21 protein-coding genes, 8 tRNA genes, 1 pseudogene, 1 riboswitch and 1 other annotated feature are annotated in these 25142 nt (G+C 37.7%); of the genes and pseudogenes, 24 read left to right on the top strand and 6 right to left on the bottom strand.

Translation table 11 applies throughout. The annotated features are described in order from the left end of the window. The first annotated feature begins 2 nt into the window (after positions 1-2). The 8 genes from AC6UD4_RS03910 to AC6UD4_RS03875 all read left to right on the top strand — a co-directional run bounded on the left by AC6UD4_RS03910 (position 3) and on the right by AC6UD4_RS03875 (position 799). Positions 3-75, top strand: a tRNA-Val gene (locus AC6UD4_RS03910). Positions 76-83: 8 nt separating this feature from the next. Then, positions 84-158 (top strand) — tRNA-Asp (locus tag AC6UD4_RS03905). 68 nt (positions 159-226) lie between these two features. Further along, positions 227-299, top strand: a tRNA-Phe gene (locus AC6UD4_RS03900). Between the two features lie 6 nt (positions 300-305). Continuing rightward, positions 306-388, top strand: a tRNA-Tyr gene (locus AC6UD4_RS03895). Positions 389-398: 10 nt separating this feature from the next. Continuing rightward, positions 399-469, top strand: a tRNA-Trp gene (locus AC6UD4_RS03890). A 14-nt stretch (positions 470-483) separates the two neighbouring features. Beyond that, positions 484-556, top strand: a tRNA-His gene (locus AC6UD4_RS03885). A 57-nt stretch (positions 557-613) separates the two neighbouring features. After that, a tRNA-Cys gene (locus AC6UD4_RS03880) sits at positions 614-684 on the top strand. 30 nt (positions 685-714) lie between these two features. Continuing rightward, positions 715-799, top strand: a tRNA-Leu gene (locus AC6UD4_RS03875). A 188-nt stretch (positions 800-987) separates the two neighbouring features. On the opposite strand, the gene AC6UD4_RS03870 is transcribed toward AC6UD4_RS03875, so the two are convergent. Further along, positions 988-1521, bottom strand: coding sequence for an Ltp family lipoprotein (locus AC6UD4_RS03870; protein ID WP_500693614.1), 534 nt, complete (start codon positions 1519-1521; stop codon positions 988-990). Between the two features lie 745 nt (positions 1522-2266). Here AC6UD4_RS03870 and AC6UD4_RS03865 point away from each other — a divergent pair. From AC6UD4_RS03865 to AC6UD4_RS03835, 7 genes and pseudogenes are all read left to right on the top strand, one after another. Further along, a complete protein-coding gene (locus AC6UD4_RS03865; RefSeq protein ID WP_500693615.1) occupies positions 2267-3631 on the top strand; it encodes a purine-cytosine permease family protein in 1365 nt (454 codons plus the stop codon). Position 3632: 1 nt separating this feature from the next. Continuing rightward, positions 3633-4867: pseudogene (codA, locus tag AC6UD4_RS03860) on the top strand (cytosine deaminase). 77 nt (positions 4868-4944) lie between these two features. Then, positions 4945-6000, top strand: coding sequence for a zinc-dependent alcohol dehydrogenase family protein (locus AC6UD4_RS03855; protein ID WP_500693616.1), 1056 nt, complete (start codon positions 4945-4947; stop codon positions 5998-6000). Between the two features lie 229 nt (positions 6001-6229). Next, positions 6230-7531: a uracil-xanthine permease family protein gene (locus tag AC6UD4_RS03850; protein WP_500693617.1), complete on the top strand. Its 1302-nt coding sequence runs from the start codon at positions 6230-6232 to the stop codon at positions 7529-7531. Positions 7532-7845: 314 nt separating this feature from the next. After that, the gene (locus AC6UD4_RS03845) at positions 7846-8625 is read left to right on the top strand and encodes a transporter substrate-binding domain-containing protein (protein ID WP_500693618.1); all 780 of its coding nucleotides are present in this window, start codon (positions 7846-7848) and stop codon (positions 8623-8625) included. Between the two features lie 24 nt (positions 8626-8649). After that, positions 8650-9366, top strand: a complete 717-nt coding sequence (locus AC6UD4_RS03840) for an amino acid ABC transporter permease (protein ID WP_500693619.1) — start codon at positions 8650-8652, stop codon at positions 9364-9366. Next, positions 9366-10103 (top strand): amino acid ABC transporter ATP-binding protein, encoded by a 738-nt coding sequence (locus AC6UD4_RS03835; RefSeq protein WP_500693620.1) that lies wholly within the window; start codon positions 9366-9368, stop codon positions 10101-10103. Before AC6UD4_RS03840 ends, AC6UD4_RS03835 begins: the two co-directional genes overlap by 1 nt. Positions 10104-10140: 37 nt before the next feature. Here the strand turns inward: AC6UD4_RS03835 and AC6UD4_RS03830 are convergent, their stop codons facing one another. After that, a complete protein-coding gene (locus AC6UD4_RS03830) occupies positions 10141-10836 on the bottom strand; it encodes a hypothetical protein (protein ID WP_500693621.1) in 696 nt (231 codons plus the stop codon). Between the two features lie 105 nt (positions 10837-10941). Next, a riboswitch (SMK box riboswitch) is annotated at positions 10942-11023 on the top strand. Between AC6UD4_RS03830 and metK the strand changes: the two genes are divergently transcribed. Continuing rightward, complete coding sequence (metK, locus tag AC6UD4_RS03825) at positions 11021-12208, top strand: methionine adenosyltransferase (RefSeq protein WP_500693622.1); 1188 nt, start codon at positions 11021-11023, stop codon at positions 12206-12208. Its footprint overlaps the riboswitch before it by 3 nt. 61 nt (positions 12209-12269) lie before the next feature. After that, positions 12270-13739 (top strand): MDR family MFS transporter, encoded by a 1470-nt coding sequence (locus AC6UD4_RS03820; RefSeq protein ID WP_500693623.1) that lies wholly within the window; start codon positions 12270-12272, stop codon positions 13737-13739. 2 nt (positions 13740-13741) lie between these two features. Here the strand turns inward: AC6UD4_RS03820 and mnmM are convergent, their stop codons facing one another. Next, on the bottom strand, positions 13742-14311 hold the full coding sequence (gene mnmM, locus AC6UD4_RS03815; RefSeq protein ID WP_500693624.1) for a tRNA 5-(aminomethyl)-2-thiouridylate-methyltransferase MnmM: 570 nt from the start codon (positions 14309-14311) through the stop codon (positions 13742-13744). Between the two features lie 87 nt (positions 14312-14398). Continuing rightward, positions 14399-14592 (top strand) — a binding site (T-box leader). A 62-nt stretch (positions 14593-14654) separates the two neighbouring features. Between mnmM and leuS the strand changes: the two genes are divergently transcribed. After that, entirely contained in the window at positions 14655-17072 is a 2418-nt protein-coding gene (gene leuS, locus AC6UD4_RS03810) for a leucine--tRNA ligase (RefSeq protein ID WP_500693625.1), read from the top strand. Positions 17073-17145: 73 nt separating this feature from the next. Continuing rightward, positions 17146-18828, top strand: a complete 1683-nt coding sequence (locus AC6UD4_RS03805; RefSeq protein ID WP_500693626.1) for a putative polysaccharide biosynthesis protein — start codon at positions 17146-17148, stop codon at positions 18826-18828. Between the two features lie 44 nt (positions 18829-18872). On the opposite strand, the gene AC6UD4_RS03800 is transcribed toward AC6UD4_RS03805, so the two are convergent. Next, the gene (locus tag AC6UD4_RS03800) at positions 18873-19697 is read right to left on the bottom strand and encodes an NAD(P)H-hydrate dehydratase (RefSeq protein WP_500693627.1); all 825 of its coding nucleotides are present in this window, start codon (positions 19695-19697) and stop codon (positions 18873-18875) included. 110 nt (positions 19698-19807) lie between these two features. Here AC6UD4_RS03800 and pepV point away from each other — a divergent pair, with 110 nt between their 5' ends. Continuing rightward, entirely contained in the window at positions 19808-21211 is a 1404-nt protein-coding gene (gene pepV / locus AC6UD4_RS03795; protein WP_500693628.1) for a dipeptidase PepV, read from the top strand. 37 nt (positions 21212-21248) lie between these two features. Here pepV and AC6UD4_RS03790 read toward each other — a convergent pair whose 3' ends face one another. Beyond that, complete coding sequence (locus tag AC6UD4_RS03790) at positions 21249-21881, bottom strand: deoxynucleoside kinase (RefSeq protein WP_500693629.1); 633 nt, start codon at positions 21879-21881, stop codon at positions 21249-21251. Positions 21882-22038: 157 nt separating this feature from the next. Here AC6UD4_RS03790 and AC6UD4_RS03785 point away from each other — a divergent pair, with 157 nt between their 5' ends. Genes AC6UD4_RS03785 through AC6UD4_RS03775 form a run of 3 tightly spaced genes read left to right on the top strand, consistent with a single transcriptional unit; the run spans position 22039 to position 23870 of the window. Beyond that, positions 22039-22725 (top strand): CPBP family glutamic-type intramembrane protease, encoded by a 687-nt coding sequence (locus AC6UD4_RS03785; protein WP_500709179.1) that lies wholly within the window; start codon positions 22039-22041, stop codon positions 22723-22725. A 14-nt stretch (positions 22726-22739) separates the two neighbouring features. After that, positions 22740-23366 carry a hypothetical protein gene (locus AC6UD4_RS03780; protein ID WP_500693631.1) on the top strand — a complete coding sequence of 209 codons (627 nt, stop codon included), beginning with the start codon at positions 22740-22742 and terminating at the stop codon, positions 23364-23366. Positions 23367-23369: 3 nt separating this feature from the next. Then, complete coding sequence (locus tag AC6UD4_RS03775) at positions 23370-23870, top strand: phosphatidylglycerophosphatase A family protein (RefSeq protein WP_500693632.1); 501 nt, start codon at positions 23370-23372, stop codon at positions 23868-23870. 32 nt (positions 23871-23902) lie between these two features. Here the strand turns inward: AC6UD4_RS03775 and AC6UD4_RS03770 are convergent, their stop codons facing one another. Further along, positions 23903-24130 carry an SH3 domain-containing protein gene (locus tag AC6UD4_RS03770; protein WP_500693633.1) on the bottom strand — a complete coding sequence of 76 codons (228 nt, stop codon included), beginning with the start codon at positions 24128-24130 and terminating at the stop codon, positions 23903-23905. A gap of 588 nt (positions 24131-24718) precedes the next feature. Here AC6UD4_RS03770 and AC6UD4_RS03765 point away from each other — a divergent pair. Continuing rightward, positions 24719-24955, top strand: coding sequence for a hypothetical protein (locus AC6UD4_RS03765; RefSeq protein WP_500693634.1), 237 nt, complete (start codon positions 24719-24721; stop codon positions 24953-24955). The last annotated feature ends 187 nt before the right edge of the window (positions 24956-25142 follow it).

Raw genomic sequence — 25142 nt, 5'->3', positions numbered from 1 at the left:
TTGGAGGATTAGCTCAGCTGGGAGAGCATCTGCCTTACAAGCAGGAGGTCACAGGTTCGATCCCTGTATCCTCCATAACATATGGTCCGTTGGTCTAGTTGGTTCAGGACGCCTGCCTGTCACGCAGGAGATCACGAGTTCGAGTCTCGTACGGACCGTTTGTTGTGGGTAACCCTTGCAACATTAATTAAATAGTTTTATTATTATAAATGTCATAAAAGACAATGGCTCGGTAGCTCAGTTGGTAGAGCAACGGATTGAAGCTCCGTGTGTCGGCAGTTCGATTCTGTCCCGCGCCATTATATGGAAGGATAGCGAAGTCTGGCTAAACGCGGCGGACCGTAAATCCGCTCCTTCGGGTTCGGTGGTTCAAATCCACTTCCTTCCATTTTATTTATAGGGATATCGTACAACGGTAGTATACCGGTCTCCAAAACCGTTGATGTGGGTTCAATTCCTACTATCCCTGTTTATGATGTTATGGCGGTAGTGGTGAAGTGGTTAACACATCGGTTTGTGGTACCGACACGCGTGGGTTCGATTCCCACCTACCGCCCTTTTGATTGCTTGGTTCCAGTAGGGAAGGGCAGTTGTTAAGGCTTAGTGCCTTTATGGCGGTATAGCCAAGTGGTAAGGCAGAGGTCTGCAAAACCTTCATCACCGGTTCAAATCCGGTTACCGCCTTTGTTTTACTGCTTTAGCAATCATTAGCATGCCGGAGTGGCGGAACTGGCAGACGCGCTGGACTCAAAATCCAGTGATCATTGCGATCGTGTGGGTTCGAACCCCACCTCCGGTATAACATAGTTATATAGCTTATCTTAGCAAATCAAGAACGTTGTTATGGCAACGTTCTTTTTTTATACTCTGATCTTACTGTGTATAGTTTATTTAATTTTTAAGTGGGTCACACCCTTTAAATACGTGTTATAAATAAAATGGCAAAATAAAAAGCCATCGTAAAATGACTTTTTATCTTATTATGTTTTATTGGTTAACTTGACCTAAGTTGTTTTTATTAATGGCATACTTAGCTTGTTCAGGGGTGTATCCCTCAGCTTCAGAAGTTAGCTGATCGTAAACTTGTTGAGCTGATAAATGTTGTTCTTTCGAATAGTTTTTTGCTGATTTAACCGCGTTTTCTTGATAATCTTTATCACTGAATTTATTAACGGCCGATTGAGCCGCTTCTGGTTTAAATTTATTTCCAGATTGTGATGTTAATTGAGTATATAAACGCTTCTTAGACATTGGAACAGATTCCATATAGCTTTTAGCGGTATTGTATGCATTATTGCTCTCAGTGTTTGCGCTATCAGTTGTTGAAATTGCCGACGCCGTTTTAGACGAACTCTCTAGTTTTACTTTTTGGGATGTTTGACTGCTGGATGTGGCAGAACTACTTTTCTTTTTATCACTGTTACTTCCAACAACGAAGATTACTACAAGTATGATGATTGCAATTATGATCCAAACCCAGAATCGTTTATACCATTTCTTTTTTTGTTTTTCCTTTGCCATAACAAACTCCTTATATTAGCTTTTAACGTCAATCGGTTTTGGACGTATTTTATAATCATACTGATTATTTATTATTTAGTGACACCCGAAACACTACCTATTTAGTATATCAAAGTAGCATAAATAAAAAAATCATCAACTTAATCTTTAGTTGCTGACACATAATTATTGATGATAAAGTAGTTTTGTCAAAATAGTTGACGTTCCTTATTCCACCGTACACGCGGCAAAGATTGAGGGAGAGGTCAGGTAATTAAGCTTTCTTCTTGCTAAGTAACACTGATGTGACATATACTAATAATGCAGGGATGAGTCCGGGTACATTAAGGTTCTGTTGATCCTTCATTGTTGTTAATTTATTAACTGCCCGGACTTAGACCTGTTTTTTGATGGCTAAGCTAATTATGATAATTGATGCATTAAGATGAAATAGGGATCACCATTTGGTGATCCCTATTTTCGTTTATTTCGAAGTTTTATTTTTAACTTTCTCAATTTTAATTTTTGTTTCTTAAGCTTTAACTTTTGTTTTTTTAATCGTAACTTTTCACGCTTAAGTCTTGCTTCACGTCTCCCAAGCATATTGATCAACCCCTTAATTGAACTAGTACTTATGATACACTCTTCTTTTTTATAATCCAATCATCATTTTCATAGCTAAATTTAGCTTTTAAATCACTTTAAGAATTACTATAATTGGTTCAATGTGAATTTTGGTTATCATTTTAATTCAAGGGAGGAAAAAATGGAAAACGAAAATAAGTACGAAGTTCATCCCATTCCAAAGAACGAACGCAACATGAGCTATTGGGATATGTTTGCTAACTGGTTTGGAGCAAACGCTAATAATGGAACTTGGTTTATTGGGGGTATTATTGCCGCTTGTGGTTTATGGGGCGGTTTTAGTGCTTTGGTGATTGCCTCAATTATTTCATATCTGTTTCTAAGTTTAATTGGATATGAGGGGTATAAAACGGGTTTATCGACGACAACTTTGAGTCGGGCGACATTTGGAATCAGGGGAAGCATGATCCCATCGGTTGTCAATTTAGTGATGTTTATGGGTTGGACCGCGGTTAATACTTTTATTGCGGCAACTTCATTATCCTATATTTTTAATTCATTCTTTGGATGGCCAATCTTTGGGAAGTCTGGTGGTACGTTCGGTTTAGTTGTTGGAATTCTGGTTATGAGTATTTTACATATTCTTAGTGTTATATCAGGGCAACGATCCATTAGAATTATTGAAAGAGTTGGAATTATTCTAGTTATAGTCTTTGTAATATGGGAAGTCTTGGTAGTGTTTAGAGATGTTTCGTTTACCCAACTTGCTCATTATATGGTTCCCAAAAGGGATCGGATGCCGTTTGGAGCAGCAATTGATAGTCTGGCTGCGTTTAACTTGGCATGGGTTACCAGTGGAGCTGATTTTACTAGATTTACTAATAAAAAGCGTGTTTCAACAAGTGCACCATTTTTGGGAGCTTTACTAGGGGCAGTCAGTTTTGCATCCATCGGATTATGCACTACCATCAGTATTGCCATTACGTCTGGAGTCTATGATCCCAATAATTCTGATCCAAGTACAGTGGCCAATAAATTGGGTCTAGGAATGATTGCAATGATTGTGATTGTCTTAACCAGTATGACTGCTAATGCTGTTAATTTACAGGCGGCTGGATCAGCATTAACGAATATGTATCATAAATTGACATTAAAACAGTCGTTGTTGATTGTCACCGTGGTGGCGATGATTTTAACCTTTACCCCACTTTTAAGTGGAAGCTTTCTTTCTGCTTTTACGGCCTTCCTTGATTATATTGGGATGTTTTTAGGCCCAATCATCTCCATCATGCTAGTAGATTACTTTCTTCTTAATGATCGTGACTACCGTTTGGAATCATTTGGAGATCCGAAAGGAGAGTTTTGGTATAGCCATGGAGTGAATTGGTTTGCGTTTTCACTTTGGATTTTAGGAGTTTTGTTATACTTAATGTTGAAAAATGTTGCAATTGTTAAAAATACCATTGGAGCAACTTTTATTGTAATGGCAATTATTGCTGTTCTCTACTACGTTATCGGTCGGGCGTTAGAAAGACGGGACAAATAAAATGATTATTAAACAGGGATATATTGAGAATTCGACAAAAAAACAAGACATTTTAGTTAAAGATGGAAAGATTAAAGAGATTGGTGATCACATTGATGATCTTAAAGAAGAGGTGATTGACGCGAATGGTAAATTAATTATTCCACCATTTATTGATTCACATGTCCATTTAGATTCGACTCTGACAGCTGGTGAACCCCGGTTTAATGAAAGTGGAACCCTATTTGAGGGTATTTCAATTTGGTCTGAGCGAAAACAAAGCTTATCTGAAAAAGACGTTAAGGAGCGCGCCATTAAAACGCTCAAGAATCAGGCTGAACATGGAATTCAGTTCGTTAGAAGTCACGTTGATACTACTGATCCCAATCTTACCGCTCTTAAAGCACTTCTTGAGGCAAGAGAACGGGTATCTAGTTTTATCGATCTCCAATTAGTTGCTTTTCCACAGGAGGGGATTCTATCATTTCCACATGGCAAAGATTTACTAACAGAAGCTGTCAAAATGGGAGTTGACGCCGTGGGTGGAATTCCCCACTACGAATTTAATCAATATTATGGGCGTGATTCACTAACGTTTTTGATGAACTTAGCTGAAAAATATGGCAAACTTGTTGACGTTCACTGCGATGAAATTGATGATCCCAATTCCAGAAATTTGGAAGTTCTAGCTACTTTGGCGTATGAATCAGGACTAAGTGATCGGGTGACTGCAAGTCATACAACGGCTCTTGGATCGTATAACGATGCATATGCCGATAAGTTGATGAGAATTCTTAAGATGTCAAAGATTAACATGGTAGCCAATCCACTAGTTAATATGCATTTGGGTGGTCGATTTGATACTTACCCTAAACGACGGGGTCTAACGAGAGTCAAGGAACTTTTAAAGCATGGAATCAACGTCTCGTTTGGAGAGGACGATGTAAAAGATCCGTGGTATCCAATGGGGAACGGTAACATGTTGGATGCGCTTTACGTTGGTATTTTAGCGAGTCAATTGATGGGGTACCATCAAATTATGGATTCATATAAATTGGTTACTACCAACGCTGCTAAAACTTTACATGTTAGTGATCATTATGGAATTGAGAAGGGGAAACCCGCTAGTTTCTTAATCTTTGATACAGATAATTTTTATAATGAATTAACGAAAGAAGAACGCTTTTATACTCGATTAGAAACGGGAAAGTTTTGGTTAAAAAACAACCAGAAGAAGTTCAAACTCATTTTGATTAGGTTTTAGTCAGTGGACTTCACTTTCATTTTCTTTGTGATATGATGAACGTAAAGATTACATTGAGGAGGCAATTATAATGGTAGAAGAAGCTAATACCGAGATCCCTAAAACTATGAATGCTTGGGAAATTGTTAAACCTGGACCGATTAACGGAAGGAAATCTCCCTTAAAATATGTTAGAAAAGACGTTCCAGCACCTGGTGATGGTGAAGTCTTGGTTAAGGTATTAACGTGTGGAGTTTGTCACACGGATTTACACGTTACCGAGGGTGATTTACCAGTCCATAAAAAAGATCTAACTCCTGGACATGAAATTATTGGTAAAGTAGTTAAAAATGGTCCTCATACTCGTCGATTTAAAATTGGTGATCGAATCGGAATCCCATGGTTACGGAAAACATGTGGTGTATGTAAGTATTGTCGTTCTGGCAGAGAAAATCTATGTCCATATTCTAAATATACGGGATGGGATCATGATGGTGGCTATGAGGAGTATACAACCGTTCCAGAGGGATTTGCTTATCGAATTCCAGAACGGTTTAATTCGCTTCAAGCAGCCCCACTGCTTTGTGCTGGAATCATTGGGTATCGGGCTTTTGAACGTGCTAACATTCCAGCTGGTGGTACCCTTGGAATTTATGGCTTTGGTGGGTCTGCTCACATCACCGCGCAATTGGCGATTGATCAGGGAATTGACGTTCACGTCTTTACACGAGGTGAAGATGCCAAACAATTTGCCTTGTCACTTGGGGCAAAATCAGTAAATAACACATATGATATGTCGCCCGTTCCTCTAGATTCATCGATTATTTTTGCACCAGTCGGTGAGGCTGTTCCTAACGCGTTGAAAAGTTTAGCTTCTGGAGGGACTTTAGCATTAGCCGGAATTCATATGACTGATATTCCTCAGATGAGTTACGAAGATCATATTTTTCACGAAAAGAACTTAACGAGCGTTGAAAGTAATACGAGAAGTGATGGCGAAGAGTTTTTGACCTTAGCTGATCGGCTACACATCGAACCTGACGTTACTGAGTTTCCACTTTCAAAGGCGGATGAAGCATTGAAAAGGGTCGCAAAAGGTGATTTGAAAGGTGCGTGCGTTTTAAACGTCGGGTTAGAGAGTGATTAGTTTCTAAATAAAATAAAAGGGATCTACCAATTATAAAATTTTTCGGTTGGAAATTTTATTGACAAACAATCATATAAAATATATCATTTTAACTAAATAAATCTTTAAGTGTGTCCAGTGAGGCAGCAAGATTTCGAATTTTAAAGTGATACTGTGAAACTTTATTTAATCGAAGACTGTTGTCCACTTGGACAGCAGTTTTTTTATTAAAGAAGGGGAGTCAGTATAAATGTCTCAGAAAAAGGACTATGTATTAGGAATTCATGATCGTCCATCACCGTTAAAGTGGGTCGGACTTTCCTTACAACACATGTTTTCAATGTTTGGTAGTACAGTAATTGTTCCATTGTTGGTAGGTTTAAGCCCAAGTATTGCGCTCTTTGCATCGGGAATTGGGACCTTACTCCATGTTCTAATTACTAAGGGGAAAATTCCGGCATATATGGGTTCGAGTTTTGCCTTTGTGACTCCCATGATGGCGTTAATGAAAACGACCGGAATTTCAGGAGTTTCACAAGGAGTAGTTGCCGTTGGTTTAGTTTATGTGGTGGTTGCCACGATTATTTCATTTATTGGATCCGATTGGATTGATAAGATTCTACCACCAGTGGTAGTGGGACCAATCGTAATGGTGATTGGACTATCACTTGCAGGGAGCGCTGCTCAAAATGCAATGATGGATCATGGAAAATATAGTTTGGTTTTCTTTAGCATCGCGATGGCCACCCTGTTTTTAGCAATTTTTTTCAACGTTAAATTAAAGGGATTCTTGGGATTAATTCCGATTTTATTGGCAATTGTCTGCGGGTATTTAATTTCGATGGCGTGTGGATTAGTTGATATTCACGCAATTGCCACTGCTCCATGGTTTAAAATGCCTCCGTTTCATATCATTGGCACCGAGCGAGGCTTCAAGTTTGACTGGAATGCCATCTTGATTATGGCTCCAATCGCTTTTGTTACGATGACCGAACACATGGGTCATTTGATGGTACTCGGCGAAATGACTCACAAGAATTTCTTTAAGAATCCAGGTTTAAATCGAACGCTTGCTGGGGATGGAGCCGCATCGCTTGCAGCTGGAATTCTTGGTGGACCAGCGGTAACTAGTTATGGCGAAAATATTGGAGTCATGGCAATTACCAAAGTTTACAGTGTTTGGGTCATAATCGGAGCAGCGATTTTTGCCATGATCTTTGCGTTCGTGAATAAGTTAAATGTTTTAATCATGCAAATGCCGCTCCCAGTTATTGGTGGAATTAGTTTTCTCCTATTTGGGACAATTGCTGCTAATGGTGTCAAAGTGATGATTGACAATAAATTGGACATGGATAAGAAACGCAATTTAATGATTGCGTCGGTTATCTTGGTAATTGGAATTGGTAATGCATATATTCAAATTGGAAGTTTCCAGTTTACTGGAGTGGCTTTAGCAACTGTGATTGGAATCGTTTTGAATCTTCTCCTACCAAAAGACGAACATGATGATCCAGATCTTGAAGATCAATCTATTGACCCAGTGAAGAAATAGTAATATTATGATTTTATGTTAAAGAACACGAGAGGGGAAACTGACTATGTGTAAACCATGTTGTTGTAAAAAAGATTTGACAAAATCTGACAACACTTTTGGTATGCACTCAAAGGTTTCTCTATAAATGATATTAATTTATTATAATTATGAGAGGACTGGTGGATCCAGTCCTCTTTTTTGTGTTCTTTTGTGATTATTTAGGAGGTAGCATCATGAAAAAGTTACTTGTCTGTTTAAATTTTTAGAGTAAAATAAACATAGCGAGTTAGTTAATTTTGCACAATATATTTTAATGAATGGGGATTTTAATTATGAAGAAAAGATGGCCTTTACTTTTACTAACAGGAGTGGCCGCGTTGGCTCTTACCGTTACCGCATGTGGGAAACAATCTGAGACTAAAAAGCCTGGGACTTTGACGGTTGGTATGGAAGGAACTTATGCTCCGTATTCTTACAAGGATAAGAACGGTAAGTTAACCGGCTTTGAAGTTGATTTGGCTAATGATGTTGCTAAAAAGATGGGGATGAAGGTTCAATACAAGTTAACTGGATGGGATTCATTAATTCAGGGACTCAATTCTAATTCTTACGATGTTATTTTTAACAATATGGCAATTAATCCAGCTAGAAAAAAGCAGTATCGGTTTGCCACTCCATACATTTATTCAAAGGCAATCATGATTACTAAGAAAGATTCACCAATTAAAAATGCTCAAGACTTTAAGGGTAAGAAGGTCGCTGAAGGTACTGGGACTGATAACTGGAATAACGCCGAAAAGCTGCATGCTAAACCAGTTACTTCACCAGACTTTAATACTTCAATGCAAATGATTGATCAAGGTCGTGTTGTTGGTGCCTTAAATGCTCAACCAGCATGGCAAAGTTGGTATGCAAGCCATAAGAATACTGACCTTCAAGCTAAACTAGTTCCAACTAATGTTATTCCACAAAGTCAAATTGCTCCAATGATGAACAAGAAGTCTGCTAAGTTAAATAAACAGATGGACAAAGCAATTAATGAACTTCGAAAAGATGGTACCTTGAAACGATTATCAATGAAGTACTTTGGAGAGAATATTACCGATAAATAATATTAGTTAGGAGCTTAAAGAATTATGTGGGACATTATCATTTCATCATTACCGAGTCTCTTAGAGGCAATGATTAAATACACCATTCCACTAACAATTATTTCATTCTTTTTTGGTTTAATTCTTGCGATTGTTACCGCACTGATAAAGTTTTTAAAACCACATGGGAATGCATTTGTTAGAGTTATGTGGGGCATTTTTAGAGCCATTGCCGACGTATACGTGTGGGCTTTTCGTTCCACTCCATTGTTGGTTCAGTTGTTCATTATTTATTTTGGTTTACCGAATCTGCAAAATTTCATTCCCGGTTTTAATTTTGAAATTCCAGCCTTTACGGCAGCAATAATTGGGTTTTCGTTAAATACTGGTGCTTATGCTTCGGAAACCATTCGGTCAGCTCTGATGTCTGTTCCCCAAGATCAATGGGATGCTGCGTATACTCTGGGTTTTAGCACCACTCAAACCCTGTGGTACATTGTTTTACCACAAGCAGCACGAATCGTACTTCCTCCACTATCTAATGAATTTATTGGATTAGTTAAGGATACCTCTCTTGCAAGTACGATTACCATCACAGAGATGTTTCAGGTTAGTCAACAAATTGCGGCGCACAACTATCAGCCACTACTTATGTACACAGAAGTAGCTGCTCTTTACGCTATTTTGTGTAGTATTTTAACGATCCTTCAACACTATCTCGAAAAGCGTTCTTCAAGATACTTAAAGGGGGATGAAGGCTAATGATTAAGATTGAAGACATTGTAAAAAAGTACGATGGAAAAACCGTTCTGAATAAAATTAGTACGGAATTTCCTGAGGGAAAAACGACCGTAATTGTTGGCCCTTCTGGTTCTGGAAAGTCAACGTTGCTACGTTCACTGGACTTATTGGTTCATCCAGATTCAGGCGTAATTAGTTTTCCTAATTTTTCGTTAAACTACGCGGATAAGATTACCAGTAAACAAAGTAAGGAATTACGAGCACAGACTAGCATGGTCTTTCAAAATTGGAATCTTTTTCCTAATTTACGGGTGATTGATAACATCACAGCTGCACCAATCCATGTTCATAAGATTTCGAAAAAAGATGCGGTTGCTCAGGCAGAAAAATTATTGAAACGGGTTGGTCTTGAAAAATATGCTAATTTCTATCCCGATGAATTATCTGGAGGAATGCAACAACGAATCTCAATCTGTCGGGCATTGGCAGTCAAGCCTAAGTACATTTTATTAGATGAACCTACCAGTGCACTTGATCCGGAGTTAGAGACGCAAGTTTTAGAAATGCTGGAAGAGTTAGCCGATCAGGGACAGTCAATGATTATGATTACTCACAACATTGAGTTTGCTAAATTATCTGCTGATAAAATGTTATTCATCGAAAATGGGGAGAAGATTTTTGATGGATCAAAGGACGAATTTTTTAATAACCCTTCGCCAAGAATCAAAGAATTTTTAGATGCAATTTCTTTACAGTAAATAAAAATGAGGACTTCATATTTTGAAGTCCTCATTTTTATATGAAAGTTGCTAATCCAATAATTATAAATGAAAGTAAACAATTTTCTGGGGTTTCTTTTTCGCTGAAGATTTGAATTCCGTATGAGATTAATACTAAAGTAATTAAAATTGCACATTTTAATAAGGGAAAATTTGCTAGCAGAAGCGCTGCAAAGATTAAAATGAAGATAAAGTTTAATTTAGTTTCAAGTCGGTGATTAAAGAACGGAACAAAGAACAAACAGTATAAGCAAAATAGAATTCCAACGTTTACGAGGACACTTGATTCTAGGTATTGGTTATCGAGATAACAAAAAGAAATGACCGGAGCAATTGAATTTAAAAAGGAAAAGCAAACCAGTCCATAGTAATTTTCGAGTTTAAATTTGGGCATCATTACAATGATGTTGGTGATTCCAAGGATGACAAACAGGATGATTAATAAGATGGGAAACAAGGAGACAATCGCTAATAACACTGGGATGACGTTGAGAAATAAATTGATCCTCGGATCATAACGAATGATGAAAAGTAGAAGGGAAGCCGACCAAAGAAACTCTGATAGGATTAGCACCACCAGTCTGGTATTCCATTGTACTGATAGTAAGTCTACTTGCGAAGCAAAGAGCCATATTAGTGTATTCAAGATGATGAATACCGTAAGAATTAGGGCATGTAAGGTCGTTTGATTTTTTTCAATAAAAGTTTTCATAATATTGTCCTTTTTGTATTAATAAATCCATGTTAATCAATTATGTAAATTTGTTCAATGGAGGTTTTGTGTGCTTTTTAATTACTTGCGAATATGTTATTATTATAAAGTTATGAGCAGATTCCCGATAGGATTCACGAAGAGTGAAGTTGCCTTGTAACCACAAACAATAGGGGGAATAAGAATGTCAGAAAAGCGTTTATTTACTTCTGAATCAGTTTCAGAAGGTCATCCGGATAAAGTTGCCGATCAAATTAGTGATGCAATCCTGGATGCAATTTTAAAAAAAGATCCAGATGCACGAGTTGCCTGTGAAACCTCAGTTACTACAGGGCTTGTATTGGTGTTTGGTGAAATCTCAACTAGTGCCTATGTTAACATTCAAAAAGTTGTTAGAGATACAATTCGTGAAATTGGTTATAATGATCCTAAATACGGATTTGATGCAGACAGTGTTGCTGTGTTAGTTTCACTTGATGAACAGTCACCAGATATTGCGCAGGGAGTTGATGAGTCGGTTGAGACTCGTGGCGGAGACGTCGACCCCCTTGATAAGATTGGTGCTGGGGACCAGGGAATTATGTTTGGTTATGCAGACAGTGAGACCCCTGAGTTAATGCCACTCCCAATCTCATTGAGTCATCATTTAATGCAGAAACTCTCTAAGCTTCGTAAAAATGATTCTATTCCTTATCTTAGACCGGATGCCAAAGCGGAAGTAACGGTTGAATACGATCAAAATGATGATCCTAAGCGTGTTGATACCGTGGTTTTAAGTACTCAGCATGATCCTGATGTTACTCAAGAACAGATTCGAAAAGATGTTATCGAGAAGGTTATCAAAACGACGATCCCATCTAAGTATCTTGATGAGAACACTAAGTATTTAATCAATCCAACCGGAAAATTTGTGGTTGGTGGACCCGTTGGCGATGCCGGCTTGACTGGAAGAAAAATCATTGTTGATACATATGGTGGAGCAGCTCATCATGGTGGCGGTGCTTTTTCTGGGAAAGATGCAACTAAGGTTGATCGTTCCGCAAGTTATGCAGCGCGGTATATCGCTAAAAACATTGTTGCGGCTGGACTTGCGAAAAAGATTGAAATTCAGTTAGCATATGCCATTGGAGTTGCTGAACCGGTTTCAATTTCAGTTAATACGTTTGGAACTTCAAAGGTTTCAGACGATCAGTTAGTCGCTGCCATTAGAAAAGTATTTGACTTGCGACCGGCTGGAATTATTAAGATGCTTGATTTAAAGCGACCAATTTACAAGCAAACGGCTGCTTATGGTCACTTTGGGAGAACGGATGTTGATCTTCCATGGGAGCATACCGATAAAGTAAAAGAGTTACAGAATTATTTTAAATAGGATTTAAATGGCGACCTTCAATGGTCGTTTTTTATTGTATCAAATAGAAAGATGATGAAATATGAAGGGTAAAACAAACGTTAAAGTTGTGACAATTGCATTATTTGTTGCCACATTTATGAGCGCAGTTGAGGGAACCATTGTTTCGACGGCAATGCCCACGATTGTCGGTGATCTTCATGGGGTGTCGTTGATGAACTGGGTTTTCTCAATTTTTCTTTTGACAAATTCAATTGCCACCCCAATTTATGGGAAGTTAGCCGATCAATTAGGTCGTAAATCGGTTTTTATATTTGGTCTGGTGGTCTTTGTTATTGGCTCCATGTTGTCAGGAATGTCCAATAGTATGGGAACATTGATTTTATGGCGAGCAGTTCAAGGAGTCGGTGCAGGAGTGATTATGCCAGTATCATTTACCATTATTGCTGACATGTATTCTTTTGAAAAACGAGCTCAAGTGGTTGGTTTGAATGGATCAGCGTGGGGAATTGCCTCAGTGGTTGCACCATTACTAGGCGGATTTTTGGTTGACAACCTTTCTTGGCATTGGGTTTTCTTCATTAATGTTCCGATTGGGATACTGACGATTATTTTGATTGCATTATTTTTGCACGAACCAAAACGCAAGATTGAAAGTAAGATGGATTTACCTGGTGTCGTCTTGATTGCGGTTCTTTTGTTTTCAGTTATGTACATGTTTCAAGTCTTAAGTGAAGTTCCAATCAATTGGATAATGGTGACTGGATGTTTGGTGGTAGCAGTTATTAGTGGAATCTTATTTTATCGACAGGAGAAAAAAGCGACTGATCCACTAATTCCAATCCAGATGTTTAAAAGTCGAACATTTGTCACCCAGAATTTAATTGCAGCTCTGATTAGTGGTTTTATTTTTGGATATGAGGTTTATTTGCCGGATTGGACCCAGGGTATTTTAGGATTAAAGGCCACCATGGCTGGTTTTGCGATCACACCAAGTTCCGTTCTATGGCTGGTTGGTTCTTTTATTTCGGGAAAAATGATTCTGAAGTACCGGCCACAACAAATTATGAACTTTAGTTTGGCATTTGTTTTGCTAGGAGCAATTTGTATGGTCCTACTTCCGATTACTACGCCATTTTGGGTTTTCTTTGTTCTTTCAGCCGTTTTAGGAACTGGATTTGGAATTACCATTACTACTTCCACCGTTACGGTTCAAAACGAGGTCTCACCAGAACACGTTGGAGTAGCTTCTTCATTCAATACTCTGAGCCGAACTCTCGGTCAAACAATTATGATTTCTATTTTTGGAATTGTGATGAACACCTCGATGGCAAAAGGAGTTAGTGAACATCCAGGGACTAACTTAAAAATGATGAATACACTAATTAATCCCCAGACGGCGGTTAATTTATCCAAAAAAGTTCTGCCCGTACTGCATGAGATTCTTTACAGTGCCATTCATCATATCTTTATTTTGGCTTTATTATTAGTGATTTTATCGTATGTTGTGAACTGGTTTGACCATAAAAACACGCAAAAGAAAACGAACTAACATTACTTAGCTCGTTTTTGAATTGCCACTAGGATTGGTGGATCATTGATTTGATTGATAAATTGATATTTTAAAACGTGGTACCTGTGCTGATTGAGACTACTAGCAAATTTTAAAACCTGTTCCTTTTCCTCTTTGCCGCCAGCGTGACCATAGTACAGTACTAAAATGATGATTCCGTTAGGAGTTAAACATTCAAGAATATCACTAATAGCTTTAATGGTGGTTTTGGGTTTTGTTATGATTCTTTTGTCACCAGTGGGAAGGTATCCTAAGTTGAAAATTGCGGCCACAATTGGACTGTTCTGAACGTATTTCTTAACGTTTTCATGCCCATCAAGAATAACTTGACATTGTTTTTGCTCACCATATTTCGTTAAGCGTTGTTTGGTGGCTAAAACGGCATTCGGTTGAATATCAAAGCTAAAAACATGGCCGTTTTTACCAACGAGTTGAGCTAAATAAAGGGTATCGTGGCCTAGTCCGGCCGTTCCATCGATTACGGTTTCACCTGGTTTAACAATTTGTTTTAGTAGAGTATGGCTAAAATTTAATGCTGATTGTAGTTTCATTTGAAACACCTCACTAATTATTATATCAGTTGTTTGTGATTAACTTGTTTTTTTGGATAAAATTTGGTAGAGTTTATTTAATCATATAATATATCATGTAGGTGAAGTATTAGATTGTTTTATTTTTCAGAAACCAAGTGGGTGATGCAAACTTGGAAATAGAATGATTGAACTTATCATCGAAGTTTTAGCCGAATTAAAAGCTAAACGTTTTTCCGCGTTATGGAATCAAGGGTCTCTTATGAGAAATTTAGGTGGTACCGCGGAACCTCGTCCTATAGAATTGTTTTTCTATAGGCTTTTTTTATGGTGATTTTTAATGAACTAATAAGGAGTGAATTTGATGGCTTACGATCATTCAAAAATTGAAAAGAAATGGCAAAAGTATTGGGATGATCACCAAACTTTTAAAACCAGTGATAAACAAGAGAAAGATAAATATTACGTGCTAGACATGTTTCCTTATCCATCAGGTCAGGGGCTTCATGTCGGTCATCCAGAAGGTTACACTGCCACTGATATCATGGCGCGCTTTAAGCGAATGCAGGGTAAAAATGTCCTTCATCCAATTGGATGGGATGCCTTTGGGCTGCCGGCAGAACAATATGCGTTAAAGACTGGTCACAACCCACGTGATTTTACGAAGAAAAACATTGACAATTTTAGACGTCAGATTAAATCGCTTGGATTTTCCTATGATTGGGATCGTGAAGTCAATACTTCGGATCCTAATTACTATAAATGGACTCAATGGATTTTTGAACAGCTGTACAAAATGGGATTAGCCTATGAAGATGAGATTGAGGTTAATTGGGCCCCTGATTTCATGGGTGGAACCGTTGTTTCAAACGAAGAGGTTGTTAATGGAAAAACTGAACGTGGTGGTTATGACGTTTACAGAAAACCTATGAAACAGTGGGTTTTGAAAATCACTGCCTACGCTGACCGTTTGTTAGATGATCTTGACGATTTAGACTGGCCTGAAAGCATTAAACAAATGCAACGAAATTGGATTGGCCGTTCCGTTGGGGCTAGTATCTCATTTGATGTAAATGAAGAAGATGAAAAGATCGAAGTCTTTACTACTCGTCCTGATACTATTTATGGGGTGTCTTACCTGGTGCTTTCACCAGAAAGTCCGATTGTAGATAAAATTATGACACCAGAACAAAAGTCCGATGTAGAAAACTACCGGGCTAAAATTGCCTCTAAATCAGATCTTGAAAGAACTGATTTAAACAAAGATAAATCGGGAGTATTTACTGGAGCTTACGCAATTAATCCTGTGAACCAAAAGAGAATTCCAATTTGGATTGGTGATTACGTTCTGCCAAGTTACGGAACCGGTGCAGTCATGGCCGTCCCTGCTCATGACCAACGGGATTTTGATTTTGCTAAGAAGTTCGATTTGCCCATCATTCCAGTGATTGAGGGTGGTGATGTTGATGATGCACCTTACACGGGCGATGGGGTTCACATTAATTCCGGTTTTCTTGATGGATTGAATAAAAAACAAGCTATCGATAAAATTATCGAATGGTTAAAGGATCATCATGCTGGTAATAAAAAGGTTAATTATCGATTACGTGATTGGATTTTTAGTCGCCAACGTTACTGGGGTGAGCCCATTCCAGTAATTCACTGGGATGATGGCACAACTTCCTTAGTTCCAGAAGACCAGTTACCATTACGGCTTCCTAAAGCGGCTGACATTCAACCGTCTGGAACCGGAGAGAGTCCGTTAGCCAATCTTACTGACTGGGTGAACGTGACAGATAAGAACGGTCGTCATGGTAAGCGTGAGACTAATACGATGCCACAGTGGGCCGGCAGTTCATGGTACTACTTGAGATACGTTGATCCTCATAATGATAAAATGATTGCTGATCCAGAAAAATTGAAGTACTGGCTTCCAATTGATTTGTACGTCGGTGGTGCTGAACACGCTGTTCTTCATTTGTTGTATGCGCGGTTTTGGCATAAGGTGCTCTATGATTTAGGGGTGGTTCCAACAAAAGAACCGTTCCAAAAATTAGTTAACCAAGGTATGATTCTTGGTACTAATCATGAAAAAATGTCAAAGTCCAAGGGAAATGTAGTTAATCCCGATGACATTGTTAAACAGTACGGTGCTGATACGTTGCGACTGTATGAGATGTTTATGGGACCACTTTCTGAATCTAAACCGTGGAATACCGATGGAATTGTTGGTGCCAACCGCTGGATTAAACGAGTTTGGCGCTTGTACATGAATGATGATGACACGGTAAGTGATGTGATCGTTGATGATAATGACGGAAAGCTTGATAAGATTTATAACCAAACCGTTAAAAAGGTAACTGATGACTTTGAAAACATGCGTTTTAACGTTGCCATTTCTCAAATGATGGTATTTATTAATGAAGCCTATAAAGCACAAAGGTTACCTAAAAAGTACGCGGAAGGGTTCATTAAACTTCTTTCACCAATTACGCCACATGTTGCTGAAGAATTGTGGCAAAAGTTGGGTCATGATCATTCCATTGAACTTGCCAAGTGGCCAGAAGCTGACGAAAGTAAGTTAAAAGAAGACCAAGTTGAACTGGTGGTTCAGGTTAATGGAAAAGTAAGAGGTCACATTAAAGTTAGCGTGGATGCTGGAAAGGACGAGTCTGAAAAAGTTGCTTTAGATGATGAAAATGTTAAATCATTCCTTGATGGAAAGACTGTTAGAAAGGTAATCGTCGTTCCAAAGAAAATTGTTAATATTGTTGCAAATTAAGCTTGAATAAATTTGAAATTATTTTTCGAAATGGTTAAAATTTATATTTGTAACGTGAAAGTAGGGGAAATTTGTGAACAACGATTTCGAACAAGATGAATTAGAAAAAGAAGAAATTGAAGATAGTGAAAGATCACAAGGTAAGATGGTTAAAGGATCAGCCTGGATGACCATTGGAAGCATCCTCTCACGAATTCTTGGTGCCATTTACATCATTCCTTGGCGATTGATTTTTGGAGCGTCATTGTTTCCGCTTGCCAACACGTTGTATACCATGGGTTACAACATTTATAGTGAGTTTTTGACAATTGCCATTGCGGGGATTCCGTCGGCGGTTGCAAAAGAAGTGGCCCATTATAATGCGTTAAATGAGTATGGGGTAAGTGCGCGACTTTATAAGAAGGGAATTACCCTTTCGGTTATTACCGGAGTCGTTTGTGCACTTTTAATCTATTTTTTTGCTCCAATCTTAGCTGGTAGTGGGGGTAAAAATGCGGTTCCGGTGATTCGTTCGTTAGCATGGGCCGTCCTAATTATTCCTGCGATGAGTTTAACTCGTGGATATTTTCAAGGCTTCCAACAGATGGCTCCGTCAGCAATGTCACAATTTGTTGAGCAACTCGCGCGTGTCATTTACATGTTGGCTTCAGCCTTCTTCATTATGATCGTGATCCACGGAAGTTGGGTAACCGCCGTTACCCAGTCAACTTTTGCCGCCTTCATCGGTGCTATTTTTGGTTTTTTAGCACTAGGATGGTATTACTGGCGACGACGTGATCATTTTCAGGGGCTTATTGCTTCAAGTGATAACGCTATTAACGTTAAGACTAACGATCTTTATAAAGAAATTATTAGTCAAGCGGTTCCGTTTATTATTCTTGGTTCTGGCATTACCATTTTTCAATTAATTGACCAATATTCCTTTTTTAGTATTATGCGTTGGGCAACTAATTATACTAATACTAATTTACAGTATATTTATGCTATTTTTGCGGCTAATGCGAATAAATTGATTATGATTGTGGTTTCGTTAGCTTCCGCCTTGGCAATTACCGTAGTTCCGTTGCTTTCTGAAGCCCGAACCAAAGGTGACATTCATTCAATTAGTAAGCAACTTAGTAATGCGTTAATTTTATTTGAATTTGTCATGCTTCCTGCAGCTTTAGGGATGGCAGCTATTGCTGGTCCGATCAACCGAACCTTTTATGGAACCGCCAATATGGATTTAGGAGCGGACATTTTAACGTTTTCTGCTATCATTTCAATTAGTCTAGGCTTGTTTACGGTGGTTACCGCATTAATGCAAGGAATCTCTGAAAATAGACGAGCAGTTAAATACTTTGTGGTTGGAATTGTAATTAAGTTAGTTGCGCAAGTTCCTTTAGTTTACTTCTTTGGAGCTTTTGGAGCCTTAATGGCAACCGCAGTTGGATTTACAGTTGCTAACTATCTGATTGTGCATTCCTTAAGACATGAGTTTGGATTGGAAATGAGTAGTATTAAATCTAATTCTGTTAAAATTTTAGCGTTTGCTTTGATCACATACTTTGTGGCCTTAATTGTAGTTTATGGAGCTAACTTCTTGTTTGGGATGGTAGTCAATTACAATAGTTCACTAATCAGTTTGTTTGTTTCGATTTTGGCTACGTTAGCTGGTGGATTTGTGTACCTATTCTTGGTACTTAAAAGTCGGGTAGCTGATAAGGTCTTAGGAAATAAGATGCAAAGTGTGAGGAAGTTTTTACACATTCGATAAAAAAAGAAGATCCAGTCAGGATCTTCTTTTTTTATAAATTAAATTCATGCTTCGTGTTCATGCATAAAGCGTGGAAGCCGTTGTGAAATTTGATGAGGGAGAACTATATATTGAGTGGCTGCTAGTTCGTCGGCAATTGCACTGTGGGAATAAACGGCTGCTAAAACAGCATCAACCTCGTCGTCAAATTGGGCAACGAATCCACCGATAATTCCTGCAAGAGTATCACCCATCCCTCCAGTTGCTTGAGCAGGCGTCCCAGTCGTGTTTTGGTATACTTCATCTGGGGTATAAACCTGAGTACGATCAGATTTAAGAACGACAATCCCACCAATTTTGTCGCGGGCTTCTCGGTTACGTGCCTCAGTTTGATCGGCCATTTTAATTCCGGATAAACGTTGCCACTCCATTTGATGCGGGGTAAAAATTAATTTGGCTTGTGGTAATTTTAACCCACGTTCAGCGATCATCGTGATGGACGAACCATCAATTAAGAGGATTTGATCGGGGGTGACATTATCAAATACGGTTTCCATAATTTCACAACTATGATCATCGGTCCCAAGTCCAGAGCCAATGGTAATAACTTTCATAGCTTTAATGAGTTGAACCATTTGATCAGTGTCGTTATAGTCTGCAAACATTGCTTCGGGTAGCCAAGAGTGGAGCGCACTTTGATTCGTTGAATCCGTGATAGTAGTTGTGAGTCCAACGCCAGAGTAAACTGCTCCAAGCGAACTCATTATGATTGCACCACCAAAGTTTTCGTTTCCACCAACTAAAGCGATTTTACCGTAAGTTCCTTTAAAACTATTTTTGGGTCGAATGCGGATGGTTTTAGTTAGAATTGATTTATCAATTTTCTTCATTTTGTTCACCTCGGTTGCATTATATCATGCGTTGGTTGAATGTTGTCCAAATGAGTTGTTACTTTCTTGATTATGTTAGAATAAGGAATAACTAAGTAGGAGGGTATAACATGGCAATTGACTGGAAAGATAAAGCACAAAATTACAAAGATGATTACTTAAATGACTTAAAAAAATTGATTTCAATTGATAGTTCGAGGGACTTGGAGCACGCAACGGACGAATACCCATTGGGCCCAGGTCCAGCTCATGCATTACAACAGTTTCTCTCTTTTGGTGATCGTGATGGGTTTACTACCAAAAACATTGATAACGTAGTGGGATACATTGAGTATGGTTCAGGCGATGAAACCATGGCAATTTTGTCACATGCTGATGAGATGCCCGGTGGCGCAGGTTGGAATTCCAATCCATTCGAACTAAAGCTTGAGGGTGACAATGCAATTGGTCGAGGAGTTTCTGATGACAAAGGACCAGGACTTGCCGCCTATTATGGATTAAGAATGCTTAAAGATGCAGGGATTCAGCCGAAGGTCAAAATTCGCTTGATAATTGGAACGGACGAAGAGTGTGACTGGACTGGAATGAAACGCTATTTTGAGGTTGAACCAGATCCTTCATTTGGATTTTCGCCAGACGCCGAATTTCCCTTGATCAATGGGGAAAAGGGTAATGTGACGCTTGAAACGCATTTTGCTTCCAATAAAAGCGATGGTGAGAACACTCTGATGCATTTTAATGCCGGATTGCGTGAAAATATGGTACCACGTGATGCGGAAGCCGACGTTGTTGCTGCGGATGTCTCCAAAATGGCCGATGAATTTGAAAAATATTTAGATAGGGTTCCCGTAACTGGAAGCTATGAAATCGAAGGGAACAATATTAAAATCAGTGTAGTCGGGAAAGCAGCACATGGAATGGAACCTAAGAACGGTATCAATGCTGGAACCTATTTAGCTGACTTTTTGGTTGATTATAGTTTTGATACTAGTGGTGCTAATATCCTGAACTTCATCGACGAAAAACTGCATGATGATTCTCGTGCTCATAAATTGGGGCTTAATTTTACTGATGATGTGATGGGGGAACTAACCATGAACGTCGGTCTAATGAATTTTGATCATGAAAATGGTGGGATGGTCAACACTAACTTTAGGTATCCCAAGGGGATTACGACTGATAAAATTTTAGCTAAAGTTCAAGATGCCGCTGATCGGTTTAACGGGTCAACCAAACAAATTTCGCAAATGGTGCCCCACTTTGTTGATGCAGACGATCCCATTGTAAAAACCTTAATGGGTGTTTATCGCGATCAAACTGATCAGGATGACGCTCAACCAGAAGTTGTTGGTGGTGGGACGTATGCGCGAATGATGAAACGTGGGGTTGCCTTTGGAGCACTTTTCCCAGGAACAGAGGACACGATGCACCAAGCTAACGAATACACACCTGTTAATGATTTGATTTTGGCAATGTCGATTTACGGTCAGTCAATTTATGAATTGTCTAAGTAGAGATAAAAAAACTTTGAACAACGTGTTCAAAGTTTTTTTATCGGATCGTTTTTAATTTTTTATCAATTTTTGCCAATACCTTAGAAACGTTTTGGGGATCTTCTAGATCGTACTTTTGAAGATTAATTTTCATCTTAGGACTGACATTGTATTCGTCATACCATTTTTGGTAAGCTTTCCACATTTTGTAATAATATTCTTCCAGTCCTGGATCGTTGTCCCATTGTTCATAATCACGACCACGCTTTTTGATTCGGTATAAGATGGTGTCGAAATCGCTGTAGGCATAGACTAAAAGGTCGGGACTTGTTTTTGGAAGCTCTTTAAGTTCATCCATCATATTGTCAAGTAGTTTTAAATAAACTTCTAATTCAACGTCAGAAATATTTCCCTCAGCATTATTTTCTTTGGTGAAAAGCGCGTCTTCATAAATAGATCGATCCAACACGTTGTTGTCTTGCTTTAACGCCTTTTTAATCATCGAAAAGCGTTTATTTAAAAAGTATATTTGGAGTAAGAAGCCATACTGTTTTGGATCTTTATAATAAAGTGGCAAAACAGGATTGTCTCCCACTGGCTCGTAGAAGGGCTCTGTTCCATAATGTGCGGCAATTTTTCCCGTTAAGGTTGTTTTACCGACACCAATCATTCCAGCTGTAATAATCACCATGCTTAGCTCCTCTTTTAGTTTAATAACGTCTTTTAGTATATCATTTCGAATCAGTTAGGTTAACGATGGATTTGAACACTAATTTTCCTTCTTTGTTTCAGACCTTATTATTATGGTATTCTATGTTAGTGGAAAAATTTGGAGATGAATTGGATTAATGAAGTGGGAAATGAGTTTAATTAAATTTTTGAAAAGAGCCGTTGTATTTATTGGACTAATTTTTTTGATTTTTGCGGTTCAAGTACCAGTTCAAATGATTGGAATTCACGATTATCATGGATTCAAGGCTTTTCTTTATGGATCCTCTTACATTGTTATTTTTCTTGTCGTAATTAGTTTAGCGCTATGGGCTTATCGAAGTGTGTACAGGCAACGAAGTCATCGGCTTACTGGTCACGATTTAAAGATTATTTTATTGTCAATCTTTAGCTTTTTTGTTATTGAGATTGTGCTTCAAGTTTTAAATAAATTGATTTTTAACCAACTGGGAACAAAGAATAATAATGCCATTTTAAGTCTTTTTCAAAGTAACATGACGGTGTTGGTCTTGATGAGCTTTTCGGCGATTTTTTTATCCCCAGTGTTAGAGGAATTGGTGTTTAGAGGATTTTTTATTAATGCCTTTTTTAATCAAAATGCGTTTTGGCTGCCAATTGTTTTTAGTGGGTTACTTTTTTCTTGTGGTCATATGAGTTCTAACGTGATTAGTTTTATGATTTATGCTATTTTGGGAATGATTTTAGCGTATGTATACAAGAAAACGGGGAAAATTGAAGTTTCGATTGGGGTCCACTTTTTAAATAACCTAATTGCAACCGGATTTATGCTAATGGCAGTCTTATAGTGGTGGAGTGAAAAATGGACGTAGTTGAATTTAATTATTTTAATCAATTAAAGAATCAATTAATGGCGGCTGATGAAGAGTTGGAGCAGCTTAAAAAGCAGTATTTACACTGGATCATGAATCTTGATCAACTCAAAAATGATTATGACGTGAACACAATTGATGAATTAGCTAGTGTTTTAAACGATGGGGATGACGATCAAAAGTCAGCGGATTTAAAAAATGCCCTACTCAATAATGATAAGGATTATTTGTTGAATGGGATGAAAGAGTTGAATAATACTGACTTTCAGAAGTGTAACGTAATTAATCAACGAATTCATAATTTAACTCAAAAATTACGTGAAGTTGAAATATTTTATAAGAATGTCGTTATTCCGATAGTTAACGAGATGAAGAAGAGTAAAATAATAGATGTTATTGGCGTTTCAAGTTCTAGAAATAGTAGTGACGTGGTTTTGAACTTTAGATTTTTATCGAGTTTTGCCGAATTTCAAAGAGATTTTCATAAAGAGATGTATGTTGATGCAATTATAAAGGGTCATCTTAAGGATAAAAGTGTAATGACAATGATGATTACTCAAGATAATTATCCAAACGAATATGATATGACCCTGATGAAAGATATGGAGGAAGATTAACTAATGGTAGATCGAGGAGACTATAAATATCCTGACACTCAGGCGTATAATTTTGTGCTTAAGCGACTGAATGAACATGGAGTAACGATTAAAGATATTGCACAGATTGCAATTGATTTACAGAAAAAATATTCAAATGTTCCTGATTTAGACTATGTTTGTGGGATTGTTAATGATATTTTGCATAAAAGGGAAGTATTGAATAACGCAATGGTAGGGCTTGAACTGGATCGTTTAGCACAAGATGGCGAGTTAGAAGAGCCACTTGAAAGCATTGTCTCCCATGATTTGGGGGTGTTTGGCGTTGATGAAACGTTGGCACTTGGAATTGCTTCAATCTATGGGACGATTGGGGTTACTAATTATGGTGAAATTGACACTAATAAAAATGGAATTGTAAAAGAACTCGATACAAACGGTCAAATTGTCAATACTTTTATTGATGATATTGTTGGAGCTATTGCTGGCGCTACTGCCGCTAAAATTGCACATGATAATGCTTAAAAAAAGGTCCTCACAAAAGTGAGGACCTTTTTTTAGTTTGACTTCTTTACTGCTTTGATGCATTTTGAATTAAACCTGAATTCATCATGAATACTGGTTGATTCACCAACGTCATGTCTCACGACTTTTAACCAATCGTCTTGGTTATCACCTAAGCCAGTTGGGTTAACAAATGTAACTTCGACTAAATCGCCAACTTCATAAGGAAGATTTTTATCGTATTCAACTAAATTATAAGTTTCATAAGCTTTTGTTTTCATATTATTTCCTCCATTGGTTAATTATATCAAATTATGTTTTAATCGCTAAAATTATGCAGTAAATTTTTGTCAATAAAGCGACTGATTGGTTATATTATATAATAATAATTATTATATTATGAGACAAAAGTGAATTAATAATTAGGATAAATACTGATGTCAAGGTATTATAATTATGTTTTGTGAAATTTAAGACTCTATTGTCGTTGTTTTTAATAAAGTTTATAATCTAAATTGTGAAGTAAGCAGTAAGAGATTCATAATGAAATATTGAATGTTGAGATTAAAAATAACTAGACAATTTTGTGAATGCTAATGTAGGAAATAGTGTTCACGTGGTGTTAGAAAGTGTGAGAAGCTTTTAACACCGTAATTAATACTGTCATAAATGATAAGTTGGTGGAAGATAAGTGTTATTGAGTACGTGAAAAATCATTTAATGATAGCCTATGTCTTGTTATAAGATTTGAAATTAAAACAACTATGCGAATTTATTCGTATTTCAATATGATGAATACTCTGAAATACCATTTAGGTCATGCTACTTCGTAGTATGACCTTTTTTGATGGGAAAGGAGGTGAGTCATAATGAAGGAGTTTAAACTAGTAGTTCCAAGTACAGATCGAAGCGTTCGGCTTAGTGGTAGAACTATTTACTATTACAGTATTGGAAATAAAAACAATTACTCCGTTGTTTTTCCATATGATGCCGAATATTTGAACTTACCGAACGGGAAAATGGTTTTTCGCTCGATTACAGACGATTATTTTGGCAAGGCCACAGATGGTAGTTCTTATCACGCTACTATTCGTCTAAACGACTAGTTATTGTAGAGCCAGAAGCTAATACTTCTGGTTCTTACATAGACTCCAATGATTTTTATTGGCATGGTGATAGTTTAATCAATGTTTTTATGGATAGATTATAACTATATAAATCCAATGATATAGATTTATAGAAACTAAAAGAGGGAATAATAACGCACATTATTATTCTCTTTTTACATAATTA

Source organism: Fructilactobacillus sp. X3R5C2, from assembly GCF_059901175.1.
Note: the sequence above shows the minus strand (reverse complement) of the source record. Positions and strands in the feature narration are given on the sequence as shown.